This is a genomic window from Pseudomonas sp. BRG-100 (assembly GCF_000737955.1).
GTDB classification, from domain to species: domain Bacteria; phylum Pseudomonadota; class Gammaproteobacteria; order Pseudomonadales; family Pseudomonadaceae; genus Aquipseudomonas; species Aquipseudomonas synxantha_A.
This window is the reverse complement of sequence record NZ_JPRX01000001.1, coordinates 1,207,122-1,219,202: the sequence shown is the minus strand read 5'-3', so window position 1 is coordinate 1,219,202 and position 12,081 is coordinate 1,207,122. Positions and strand designations below refer to the sequence as shown.

Annotated in this window: 10 protein-coding genes; 3 read left to right on the top strand and 7 right to left on the bottom strand. The window is 59.1% G+C overall.

The genetic code is table 11. The features are described 5' to 3' along the window. Nucleotides 1-75: 75 nt before the first annotated feature. The 3 genes from arcD to JH25_RS22050 form a co-directional block, all read right to left on the bottom strand. A complete protein-coding gene (gene arcD, locus JH25_RS22040; RefSeq protein ID WP_032881041.1) occupies nucleotides 76-1,569 on the bottom strand; it encodes an arginine-ornithine antiporter in 1,494 nt (497 codons plus the stop codon). A 129-nt stretch (nucleotides 1,570-1,698) separates the two neighbouring features. After that, entirely contained in the window at nucleotides 1,699-2,451 is a 753-nt protein-coding gene (fnr, locus tag JH25_RS22045; protein WP_032877061.1) for a fumarate/nitrate reduction transcriptional regulator Fnr, read from the bottom strand. A gap of 331 nt (nucleotides 2,452-2,782) precedes the next feature. Beyond that, the gene (locus JH25_RS22050; protein WP_032877059.1) at nucleotides 2,783-3,568 is read right to left on the bottom strand and encodes a helix-turn-helix transcriptional regulator; all 786 of its coding nucleotides are present in this window, start codon (nucleotides 3,566-3,568) and stop codon (nucleotides 2,783-2,785) included. A gap of 137 nt (nucleotides 3,569-3,705) precedes the next feature. Here JH25_RS22050 and JH25_RS22055 point away from each other — a divergent pair, with 137 nt between their 5' ends. Both JH25_RS22055 and JH25_RS22060 read left to right on the top strand, forming a co-directional pair. Next, nucleotides 3,706-4,809 (top strand): polyamine ABC transporter substrate-binding protein, encoded by a 1,104-nt coding sequence (locus JH25_RS22055; protein ID WP_032877058.1) that lies wholly within the window; start codon nucleotides 3,706-3,708, stop codon nucleotides 4,807-4,809. 48 nt (nucleotides 4,810-4,857) lie between these two features. Further along, nucleotides 4,858-5,145, top strand: a complete 288-nt coding sequence (locus JH25_RS22060; protein ID WP_005786654.1) for a hypothetical protein — start codon at nucleotides 4,858-4,860, stop codon at nucleotides 5,143-5,145. 98 nt (nucleotides 5,146-5,243) lie between these two features. Here JH25_RS22060 and JH25_RS22065 read toward each other — a convergent pair whose 3' ends face one another. From JH25_RS22065 to pdxR, 3 genes are all read right to left on the bottom strand, one after another. Beyond that, on the bottom strand, nucleotides 5,244-6,248 hold the full coding sequence (locus JH25_RS22065) for an NAD(P)/FAD-dependent oxidoreductase (RefSeq protein ID WP_032877056.1): 1,005 nt from the start codon (nucleotides 6,246-6,248) through the stop codon (nucleotides 5,244-5,246). Beyond that, nucleotides 6,235-8,415, bottom strand: a complete 2,181-nt coding sequence (locus JH25_RS22070; RefSeq protein ID WP_032877055.1) for a hypothetical protein — start codon at nucleotides 8,413-8,415, stop codon at nucleotides 6,235-6,237. Before JH25_RS22070 ends, JH25_RS22065 begins: the two co-directional genes overlap by 14 nt. 113 nt (nucleotides 8,416-8,528) lie before the next feature. Next, nucleotides 8,529-10,019, bottom strand: a complete 1,491-nt coding sequence (gene pdxR / locus JH25_RS22075; RefSeq protein WP_032877054.1) for a MocR-like pyridoxine biosynthesis transcription factor PdxR — start codon at nucleotides 10,017-10,019, stop codon at nucleotides 8,529-8,531. A 78-nt stretch (nucleotides 10,020-10,097) separates the two neighbouring features. On the opposite strand from pdxR, the gene JH25_RS22080 reads away from it, so the two are divergent. Next, the gene (locus tag JH25_RS22080) at nucleotides 10,098-11,759 is read left to right on the top strand and encodes a M24 family metallopeptidase (protein WP_032877051.1); all 1,662 of its coding nucleotides are present in this window, start codon (nucleotides 10,098-10,100) and stop codon (nucleotides 11,757-11,759) included. A gap of 98 nt (nucleotides 11,760-11,857) precedes the next feature. On the opposite strand, the gene JH25_RS28975 is transcribed toward JH25_RS22080, so the two are convergent. Beyond that, nucleotides 11,858-12,081 (bottom strand): hypothetical protein (locus tag JH25_RS28975; RefSeq protein WP_236648025.1); only part of this gene is annotated, 224 nt, incomplete at its 5' end.

Genomic DNA, 12,081 nt, shown 5'->3' with positions numbered 1-12,081 from the left:
CTGGGTGATGTCCGCAAGGGCTGGGCACAATTGCCAGACACCTTTGCCGAACGCTTCAATGCACGCTTACGAAACTTACAAGGACAGTTGGCCGGACCAGAGCATCCAGCCAGCGAAGATCGCCGCCAGCCAGATCACCAGCAACAGGCCCCAGCCAAAACCATTGAGAGCTCGGCTCGTCCTGGCCCGTTGGGCGCTCAGGTAGATCAGCGAGCCGGGGGCATAGAGCAGGGCACTGAGCAGCATGTAGCGGGGGCCGGCGGCGTAGAGCAGCCAGATGCAATAGGCTGTTGCGACCAAGGCAATAGCCATGTCGCGCAGTTGCAGGCCGCGATGGCCGGCGTAGGTCTGGCCTTGCCAGGTCATCTTCAGTGCATACAGCCCACTGAACAGGTAGGGCAGCAGGATCATCGAGGTGGCGAGTGAAATCAGAGCCAGGTAGCTGGCGCTCGAATACAGGGTCAGCAACAGGAACAATTGAATGCAGCCATTGGTGATCCACAACGCGTTGGCCGGAGCGCCATGTTGGTTTTCCGTGGCCAGCAGGCGCGGCATGACTTGTTCCTTGGCCGGGGTGAACACCGACTCGGCCGCCAGCAGCGTCCAAGCCAGCAACGCGCCGCTCACCGACACGATCAGGCCGATGCTGATCAGTACCGCGCCCCACGGCCCGGCTACCGCCTCCAGTACACCGGCCATGGAGGGATTCTTCAGGGCGGCCAATTCCGGTTGCCTGAGGATGCCCAGCGACAATAGCGAAACAGCGATCAGCAGCATCAACGTAAGGATGAAGCCAATTACGGTGGCGCGGCCGACGTCGGCCCGTTCGGCGGCCCGGGCGGAGAATACGTTGGCGCCCTCAATACCGATGAACACCCAAACGGTGACCAGCATGGTGCTCTTGACCTGATCCAGCGTGCTGCCCAGTGCCGGTGCGCCCCAGAAATCCACCCTGAAGGTGTCCTTGGAGAACGCGGCAATGACCAGCCCGATGAACAGCAACAGCGGCACCACCTTGGCGATCGTCGTCAAGGCGTTGGCCTTGGCGGCGGTGCGCATTCCGCGCAGGATCATCCAATGCAACGCCCACAGCACCACAGATGCACCGGCAATCGCCGCTTTGTTATTGCCTTCGCCGAATAGCGGGAAAAAATAACTGAGCGCCGCGAACAGAATCACCAGGTAACTGACGTTGCCGATCCAGGCGCTGATCCAATAGCCCCACGCCGAATTGAAACCGAGGAATTCGCCGCCCAATGCACGGGCGTAGGCAAACACACCGTTATCCAGTTCCGGTTGGCGATTGGAGAGGGTCTGGTAGACCAGGGCCAGCGAGAGCATGCCCACGCCGGTGATGAGCCAACCGATCAGGATTGCCCCGGCGCCCGCACTGGCCGCCATGTTCTGGGGCAGGCTGAAGATGCCGCTGCCGATCATCGAGCCGACGACCAGCGCGATCAGCAGGCTCAGCGACAGGCGCCTGGGTTCGACCTTGCGCAATCTGCCGGCCAGAAGATGAGGTTTGACGGTCGGGATGACCGGTTCTATTCCTTGCAGTTGCGTTGCCATGATCAGGGCCTCCATGAGACGGAAGATTCGGTCACCTTCGTCGATACGAAGGTTCGAACGCTGCGTCTTAATGTCGACCTATAGCATTGAGGGGTATTGATGTAGATCAGAGGTCATGCAGCGCAGGCATTACAGCTCGGCATGACGATGGCAACCGGCGACTTTTTGCTTGAGGCCGGGCAAGTCCAGGATCATGACGTTGCGTCCATGCATGTCCACCAGTTCCTCCTGGCGCAGGTGGGCGATGCACCGGCAGATGGTTTCCAGGCGCAGGCCCAGGTATGAGCCGATGGCTTCGCGACTCATGCGCAGGACAAATTCCCGAGAGGAATAGCCGCGCATGTTGAACCGTTGCGACAGGTTCAACAAAAACGCCGCTAGGCGCTCGTCGGCGTTCATGTTGCCGAGCATCAACAGCATGCTGTGGTCGCGCACGATTTCCTGGCTCATGAGTTTGTTCAGGTTGTGCTGCAACGAAGGTAAATCGTGGGCCAGTTTTTCCAGGAGGTTGAAAGGTAAAGGGCAGACTTCGCTGTCTTCCAGGGCAATAGCGTTACAGGCGTAGTGATCGGTGCTGATGGCGTCCAGGCCAAGCATTTCGCCTTGCATCTGGAAACCGGTGACTTGTTCGCGACCGTCTACTGAAAGGATGCTGGTCTTGAAAAAGCCCAACCTCACGGCATACAGCGAGCGCAGTGGGTCGCCGGTGCGATACAGCGCAGCGCCTTTCTTGACCTTCACCCGCTGGGCGATCAGGGTGTCGAGGCGCTCGACTTCACCGCCCGTCATACCGATAGGTAGGCACAGTTCAAACACGCTGCAGTTCGAGCAAGCAGCCTTGAGGGCGTGCACCTGCAGAAGCCGCGGTTCTGGTTCAGCCATTGGGAAATTCCTTTGTGGGAGCAAGCATAGAAGATCTAATCCGCTACGCCTTGTTTTTGTCGCTCAACGGTTCGCCGGCTTCCGATAGACGCAGCCCCAACCTGCTCACCACGTCAGATCTAATGTATGTGTGAAACGGTTAGTGATTGAATTTGGGAAGAAAACTGAGCGTCTGGTTGGAGGAGGGCGAATTGCGATTAACCAAAAAGTATTTTGCTCGTCCGATGAAAGGTAACGACTTTATCGTTAAGTATCCTTTGGACAGGGGATGAAGGACGTACACCTCGGTTTTGGACGTCATCATAGCGCGCGATTGAGGCGTCCAAAATCATTAGGCCAGTTCATCCGGTCTTGGCATAAAAAACCGCGCAAACAGTTCGGACTGTGACTTGATATTGAGCTTGCTGTAGAGGTTACGGCGGTGGACCTTGATGGTTTCCGTCGACAGCAACAGCTTCCCGGCGATTTCCTTGTTGGAAAAACCGCTGAGCAGCAACTTCAACACGTCTTTCTCGCGTGCCGTTATGTGTACTTCCAGTTGGGTAAGCGCCTCAGTCCATGGGGCGGGCTCGGCGATGTTCTTTTGTGGGTCAATTTCAAAGCACATGCGTTGATGCATCATTGCCGTCACCCACGGCTTGATCATGTCCAGTAGCGTGACTTGCGCCTGGGTGAAGCGCACGTTACTGCCAAACGACATGCACAAGGTTCTGTCGGCATCGAGTTGCACGTTGTACTGCGCCTCATCGACCGAGATGTATTGCGCGAAATATTGCTGGTAGTACTCGGTTTCAAGAAAGTGTTCCGGCGCAATATCGAGCAGATGGAAGAACCCGCTCTGTGGGTTTTCCCGATTAGCGATATAAAACGGGTCCAGCAGGTAAAGACCTTTCACATACCGATGAATAAAGGCATCCACTTCTTCGCTGTCCGCCACCTCCGGCAGGCTGATCACCCGCACGGCGTGATCGCTGAAAACCAGCACAACCCAGTTGTCTATCTGCACATATTCATTCAATACGCGAATCAATGAGCTCCAGAACTCTGGTCGATCAAGCTGCATGATCAGTTTTCCAACCGATCGATGCCAAGCCAGGTTGTGAAGGTCAAGCGACATGTTCTACCCCTTTAGGGTTAGGGATTTGCAGGCCAGGGCTAAGTACTTGTAGGTATTTACTATTCGACAACGCCCGGTATATTCACCCCGAGCTTACGATAGCCATGAAGGCGCGTCGGGTAGACAAGGATAGTCATATGAGTCGATCACACTTGCGAGCTATTTTTTTAGCCTCGCTGCTTGGCGCCGCCATCAGCACGCCGGCCAGCGCCGCGCAATCTTCGGTGTATCTGTATAACTGGTTCGGGTTTCTCGAGCCGCAAACCCTGAAGGAGTTCCAGCAGGAAAGCGGCATCAAGCTGCATATGGATGCCTTCGACAGCGCCGAAACCATGCAGAGCAAAGTCATGGCCGGGCGCACCGGTTATGACCTGGTCGTGGCTACTTCCAATGTGCTGCCCGGCCTGATCAAGGCGGGGGTGTTGCAAGAGCTGGACCGCTCGCAACTGAGTAATCTGTCGCATATCGATCCCGATATCCTGTCTCTGCTGGCGGTCAATGACCCTGGTAATCGCTACGCCGTACCCTACGTCTGGGGCACCACCGGCATTGGCTACGATGTGGACAAGGTCAAGGCCGCCCTGGGTGATAACGCCCCGGTGGACAGCTGGGATCTGATCTTCAAAGAAGAAAATATCAGCAAGCTCAAGGCCTGTGGCGTGGCCATGCTCGACTCGCCCAGCGAAATCATTTCGATCGCCTTGCACTACCTGGGGCTGCCCAGCAACAGTACCAACCCTGAGGATTACCAGAAGGCCCAGGCTCTGCTGCTGAAAATCCGTCCCTACGTGCTCTATTTCGATTCCTCGCGAATCGACACCGATTTGGCTGACGGCAATATTTGCGCAGTTGTAGGCTGGGCCAATGGTGCGCTGGCTGCGCAGGCGATCAATGAAAAATCCAACAGCGGACGCAAGATTGCCTACAGCCTGCCTCGAGAAGGCGCATTGGTCTGGTCTGAAAACTGGGTACTGCTCAAAGACGCTCGGCACCCCAAGGCCGCGCTGGAGTTCATTAATTACATGCTGCGCCCCCAGGTGATTGCCAAGACTTCCAACTACATGCTCTATCCCAACGCCAATAAAGATGCCACGCAGTTCGTCGAGCAGAAGTTGCGCGATAACCCGTGGATTTATCCCGATAAAAAGACCATGGCCACGCTGGTTCCGCTTGAGCCGTTGCCGTTGAAGGCGGAGCGTATTCGTACCCGGGTCTGGACCAAGGTCAAGAGCGGTACGTGAGTGTAGGCCTATTGGGCGTTTGACCCAGGGGCCGGGGAGGGCAACAGCATGCGCCAAGGCGGTGATCAGTGCTATTTGGAGTCAGACGACTACAAAGCGTACAAAGAGATTGAAGAGCAGATCGGCCTCTGCACGCCGGAACAAGCCTGGGCCATGTATTACGTCTCGACGGGCATGGTGCGAGAAAACATCACCCTGGCGGTGATGGAGCACATCGGCAGGGGGAATCGCGCATTGTTGCTTGAATTCCCCGACCTGGTACGGGTCAGGGGGCGAGACTATGAGCCCGGAGCACTCGCGTCCAACTGGCCTTTGTTGCGCAGGCATCGTGGATAACGCCCTGCGCAGCGCCTATGCAAAGCAAAGCTTGATCGCAGGATATCCATGTAAGGCATATTGCACTGGCTACGGCGCTGGGGCTCGTTGAGGTCGTCTCATAGCCAGCCAGGTGGATAAGGGTGGGCTCGATAGAAGCGACGTAGGGCGAGCACGTCTCGCTCGACGGTTTTTTTTACCCAAGCCTGATAAGCCGCTTGCACTGTCATTTCGCCAGCCGGCCAGGACCGACAATCGATAATCGCCGAGGCCGCCTGCATGCCGGATATCAATGCCTTGATCACGCCGTGAGAGGCGCACGGGTCCAGCGTCGCAGCGGCGTCACCGACTAGAAAATAACCGCTCCCGGCTGTCGTGCGGCACAGTCGCCACGAGACATCTGCTCCGCGAATCCGGCCGATCATCCTCAGTGGCTCCAATGCCTTGGGTATCAGGCGGTGCGGCACGTCTTGAGCAAACGCCAGTTGGGTCCAGTGCAGGCAGGTTGGGCTGATACGGGCAATCCAGTGCCAGCCGTCTGAGTGGGCAAACAGCTCGAGTTTTTCATCCGGCAGGTTGCTGTCTTCGCAGTAGCCGTAACGTGCGACCAACCGCGGTGAAAAACGGCGCAAGGGTATTTTCAATTGGCGTTGCAGCCAGGCGTGATGCCCAGTGGCATCTACTACAAATTGCCCGGTCCATTGTGCTGCTTGCGCCTGGACGCCTTGAACACGACCTTGCTCCAGCAATACCCGGCTCGGATGTCTGAGATGAACGATCTGCACGCCGAGATTGCGTGCCTGTTCAAGTAATTGCTGGTCGAGTAACGCTCGCGGAATCTGGAAGCCCCTCCATTGCTCGTCGCCACTTGCGCTGAATGCCTGGAAACGAGGCGGGCCATCCCAGTGAATCCAATGGCCCGTGTGGCGGTGGTAATTCTGGAGGGTGATCCCCAGTTGGCGCAGCAGCGGCTCAACGCCAGGGTGCAGTGTTTCTCCCGGCCGGTGTCTGGGAAAACTGGTCTTCTCCAGCAGGACTACCCGTAGCCCTTGCTGTGCGCAGTGGATTGCTGCAGCGCAGCCAGCCGGGCCGCCGCCGACAACAACGACGTCAAAGTGACTCATCGAGGTGTCGCCAGGGCTCCCCGTCCCGGCGGATAAGCAGCGCGTCCTGGCTCATATACAGTTCGATCTCTTGCTCTATTTCCACATGACGAAGTTTGAAGTCGTGCGCTGGGGTGCTGATCGCGCCGTGTTTGTAAAGCCTGTAGTACGCCACCTCGCCTTCCAGTCGCAAACCGGCCTCTTGCTGTGCGACGTCGAAAGCTTCGTCCGGTAATTGCACCTGAAAAAACGACAGCAGCGGCCAGCGTTTTCGTTGCTCGCTGTCTGAGCCCGCACCGACTGCTTGATAGGCGCGGCGCATGCCCAGGACACGCTGATGGTACTGCCTGGTGCTGGTCTGCCCGGTCGCGGCCAGTGAGATCCGGCCATCCAGCGCGGCCTGGGTGTAGTCGCCGTATTCATAAGCCTGGTATTGAACCAGCGTGCGCCCCTCCAGTTCGATCAGTGAGGGGCCGCTACGCCCATCCCAGGCAGGCTGGTCTAGCAGGCCGATTTCGTTGTCAGTCAGCGGGATGACCGTAGCAGAGACATTGCGTGGTTCGAACGTACGGGTTGAATCAGGCGCCACCCCTGGCCAGTACGAACCCAGCGCAGCACAGATGCGTGCATCTTCCGTGAACGGGCTGGCTAACTGATAGCCGCACAGCATATTGGTGAATGGGGCATCTACCAAACCACGGCCGACTTCCCAGCCAGGCCCGAAGACGCCGCTGGCGAAATCCGGCAGGCAGGATTGTCGCTGGGCATAGGCCGCCGGATGTCCGGGGCTTGGAGTCGTGGACGTTTGGGGGTGCGAGACGATCGCAGTGGCGCCGCGGTCTTCAGCGGAAAAATAACCGCCCCTGAGCGATTGATTGATGAAAAACCGCACATCGGACAGTGGGTTGACTCGCGTGTGCCATACCTGCGGACAGGGTGGGGTAGGACAAGGAAAAACCTGCGGATCGCTGGACCATTGCTTGAGTTCCCGTTGTCCACACAACGGGTAAAAATCCGGTGCTCCGATAATCGAATAGGCGGCGATGCTCTGCAGTTCCAGTGCTGGACAGAGTGCGCGCACCCAGCCATCGGCCATTGCGTCCTGATAGTGTAAGGCTCGGTAGCCTCCGGCCTTGACGATGGCATCGACATCCTCACGTTGATTCAGGTCTTCAATCGAGCCGTCGTCACGCACATGATGGCGCCCATGCACCAGGCCGCCGGTGCCCGGGGGCATCATGAAGGACAACGGTCGACCTTGGTAGTGAGCCAGCTGCACCAGCCGCTCCTTGGCGTTGGGCACCAGCAAGCCTGGTGCAAAGCCATCGATATCCGCCCAATGACATAACCCCTCGGTAATGACGAACGGTGCGTTGAGAATGTCAGGCTCTTGCCAACCGGTATTGCGAAAGCGTCTGTGGATTTGACCGATCTTTTCATTGACCTGGTGATTGACCAACTGAACGCTCAGGTCCATACCCGCCACGCACTCGTCGCCATCGAATACCTTATGCAAGGGCACCCAGAACTCAAGATCATGGTCGATGGATTGAGCATTCATCGGGCCGAACCGCTCGGGCTGACCCACATGCCGTGCCGCTATGAACGCGCCGTAGCGCGCCGGGATAACGCGCATTTGATTGGGCTGGTCCTCGACAAAGGGCAAAAAGCCCCTGCGTTGCGGGTCATACAGCGCTGGCGCCGTACCGACCCGGGCGATTCCGGTGCGGGAAAAGCACAGGTCGGCCTGGCGCCCATGCACGGTCTCGGGGCGGGGGCGGTATTCATAGGCAAACACGGCAATCGCCAGCTCTGCATCACCGGCGGCCAGTTGCAAAACCTCCATGCTGGGAGGATTGGCACCGTAGACATAATTAAGGATGTGTTCGGTTTCAGCAGGGGTAGGGAAGGCTGTGAGTGTACTGCCGTTGATTCCGAGGTTCACATTCGGCGAGGCGAATGCATGAAACAGCAGGCTGGCGGCCGGGTGCCCAGGCTCGACGCCACGTACGCCATCGGCCGAAAAGTCCTCAAAGCCGGGCTGGGTACGATCGATGAGCAGGGGTTTGGCGAGTTCATCGCGCAGGGTTGTCGAGGTTATGTCCAAGCCATGGTGCAGCAACAGATCACGCCAGCCGGTGGGAGCCAGGCGTGTGCAGGCGCGTTCGACAGCGTTGATCAGCGACATCCCGAGTGCTCCGACAGGTTCAGAGGCCAGGGTACGTTAAAGGGGGCGGCGCGGTAACTGACCGAACGGCTAGGTAAGCGGGAAAGGAACCGTTGCACCGGGCCATCACGCGTTCAGCGCCTATCCATCGCTTTCATAGCCTGGGCCAGCCGTTGTGTTGCGTGATGGATCTCATCCCGGTCCAGGGAGGCAAAGCCCAGGCGCAGTGCGTTTTCTGCTTGGTCGCTGGGTGAAAACTGACGACCGCTGCGTACCACCAGCCCATGCTCCAAGGCGGTGTGCACCAAGCGATCCACGTCCAGGCTATCCTCGAAACGCACCCAGAGCGCCAAGCCACCTTCGGGCTCGCGTATCTGTATGCGCTCACCGAATGCCTGGTCCAGGCAGTCGCGCAGCACGGTGCGGCGCGCCCTGTATTCCTTCGAAACGCGGCGCAGGTGTTTTTTCAACTCACCGTGATTGATCAAGTCCGCCAGCATGGTCTGTGCGACCGCATCGGCATCGCCCAGCATCAGTGCGGCATTGCGCTGCAGGGCTTCAATCACTTGCGTGGGGGCCACGATGTAACTGCAACGAAACGTCGAGCCCAGCACCTTGGATAACGAGCCGATATAGATCACATGGCGCTGGGCGCGGTCACTGGCCAGCGGCAGGTAAGGGCGGCCGCTGAAGTGATATTCGTGGTCGTAGTCTTCTTCGATCACGCAAAAGTCATGTTGCGCGGCCAATGCCAGTAAGTGTTGTCGACGTGCGGCATGCAGGCTCACGGTGGTGGGAAATTGGTGGTGGGGCGTGAGGTAGATCAGGCGCACCGTGTGCTCGCGGCATAAGCGCTCGACCTGGTCGGTGCGGCAACCTTCATCGTCGATGTCGACCGTGACCAACTGCGCGCCGAGCTTGCGGAAAATTTCCCACGCCGGCGGGTAGCTCAAACGCTCCACCAGTACCACGTCGCCAGGCTTGATCAGCAGGCTGGCGCTCAGGTACAGGGACATCTGCGTGCCTTGGGTCAGGCAAATATTTTCGGCAGTCACTGTCAGCCCGCGGTTATTGCGCAGCATCTCGGCCAGGGCGCAGCGCAACTGATAGCCGGTGCCCTCACTGCCGTAGCGCACCGTGTTGGAGGCGAAGCTGTTACGCAGCGCATGGCGATAGTAGCGATGCAACACGGCCTGGGGCAGCAAGCGGTGGTCGCTGGTGCCATTGTCGAAGAACAGCGCACTGTGCCGATGCTGAAGCGCGACAACCTGGGCGTTATGGGTGAAATACGGTACCACCGGCTGGTCCAGCAGCAGTGGGGCGAAAGACGGTTGCACAGCACAGGGCAAGGGCTTTGGCGCCAGTTGCGCATTGACGAATGTGCCACGGCGCGGCTCGCTGATCAGCCAGCCTTTGGTCATCGCTTCTTCATAGGCCAGGATCACCGTCTTGCGGTTGACGTCGAGCATTTGTGCCATTTCCCGTGTGCCCGGCAGCAACGTCCCAGGCGGCAGGCGCCCTTCGACAATCGCGGCGACCAAGCCTTCGGCAATCTTGCGATAGGACGCCTGGCGGGTGTTGTCGTCAAGCTTGAGCAGGGGGCGCCATTTACGCAACTGGACCATCTGAAGTATCCAAATCTGGAGGTTTTAATGGTCCTAGTCTAGCGTAACAATCCAGGCCTCACTTACCCCGAGGTCTTTATGAACACACGCCATGTCATCGAACTGTCTCCCTCGGGAAAAACTTTTGAGACCGGCGACGAACTGTTGCTCGACGCCATGCTTGCCAGCGGCCTGGCCGTGCCGTTCTCGTGCCGCCGCGGCGCGTGCGGCTCCTGCAAGGTGGTGGTCGCCGCAGGTGAGTACCGGGCCAAGCGCCTGGCGCCGGATGCGCCGGCGCCGTGTTACCCACTGGCCGCCAATGAAATGCTGCTTTGCCAGAGCCATGCCTGCACCGACATGCGCCTGGAGATTCCCGGCTGGTCCCTGGATACGCCTGCGTTGGTCGTTGGCGCTCAGGTTATTGGCAAGCGCGCGCTCGGGCCTGATGTCATTGAGTTGATGCTCAAGCCCGATACACCGTTGAAGGTGCGAGCTGGCCAATACCTCAAGTTCCACCTGGCAGACGGCGACACGCGTTGCTTCTCGGTTGCCAACCTGCCAACAGAGGAGGAGGGGCGTTTGGTCTTCCAGATTCGTCGGGTGCGCGGCGGGTACTTTTCCGAGGGCGTACTGGATGGTTTGGCCGTGGGGGCGCGGATGCAATTGGAAGGACCGTTTGGCGCCTGCACCTGGCAGGACGATGACGCAGCGCCCGTCGTGCTGTTTGCCACGGGTACCGGTTACGCGGGCATCAAGCCGATCCTGTTGACCGCGCTCAAACGCAATGTCGAGGTGACGTTGTATTGGGGCGGCGCGCAGTCAACCGACTTTTATGACGGCGCCTTTCTGGATGAATCGATGCTCGAGCACCCCCGTTTTCGCTGGCATTCGGTGCGATCATCCGAGGGGCGGGTGCAGGAGGTTGCATTGAGCCACGGGCATCATTGGGAGGCGGCCCAGGTCTATGCGTGTGGTAACGGCCCCATGCTTAGCCAGGTGCGTGCCCATTGCGTTGAGGCGGGGTTGCCGAGCCATCGGTTTGTCGCGGAGGCGTTTGTCGCCAGTGGCCGGTCAAGCGCGCAGGCGGTGTCGCTGTCGTTCGACCCGATCTGGGAAAAAGTCGGCCCGCGCTATTCCCTGGACGGGATGTTGGCGGCGCGAGAAAAATCCATACGCGCCCTGGCGGCCATCGCCAGCCGGTTGACGGTCGGCATGACCACCGGCGAAGCCCTGGAGATGGCCGCCCAGCAACTCACGGCCATGGGCGCCTCGCACACCTGGCACCCGACTTACATTCGCTTTGGCCCCGACACCATCCGGCCCTCCCGCGAAGGTGTTGATCGTCAGCGCAAACTGCGCGCCAGCGATATCATCGTGGTCGACCTGGGGCCGGTATGGGACGGCTATGAAGGCGACTACGGCGACACGTTCATCTTCGGTGAGTTGCCGCTGCATCTGGCGTGCAGGACTGCGTTGCATGAGGTGTTCGATGAGACCCGCCAAGCGTGGCTGCGTGGGCTGACCGGGCGCGAGCTCTACGACTTCGCCGAACAGAGCGCCGTGTCGAAAGGCTGGAGGCTGGCACGCAATCTGGCGGGGCATCGCCTTGCGGATTTCCCCCATGCCTTGTTCGAAAGCAAGGAGTTGGCTGACCTGGAGATCCCACCGAGCGAAATGGCCTGGGTGCTGGAGATCCAGTTGTGCCATCCCACTGAGCCAGTGGGTGGGTTCTTTGAAGACATGTTGATGTTGCAAGCCTGAAGAGCCTGCCATTGCTGCCGAGAATTGTGTTTGTCGCGATGGCCCTGCCAACCGAGATCAACCCAGCACTGCCGATCCCCTGTGGGAGCTGTCGAGCTTCAGCGAGGCCGCGAAAGCGGTGGTTCAGGCGATGAAAATGTTGCCTGTGCCGCCGCCATCGCAGCCTCGCCGGGGCTCGACAGCTCCCACATTTGGGCGGTGTTGTTGTCGGGAGTTGTGCTTGGCGCGATGGCCCTGCCAACCGAGATCAACCCAGCACTGCCGATCCCCTGTGGGAGTTGTCGAGCTTCAGCGACGCTGCGAAAGCGGTGGTTCAGGCGAT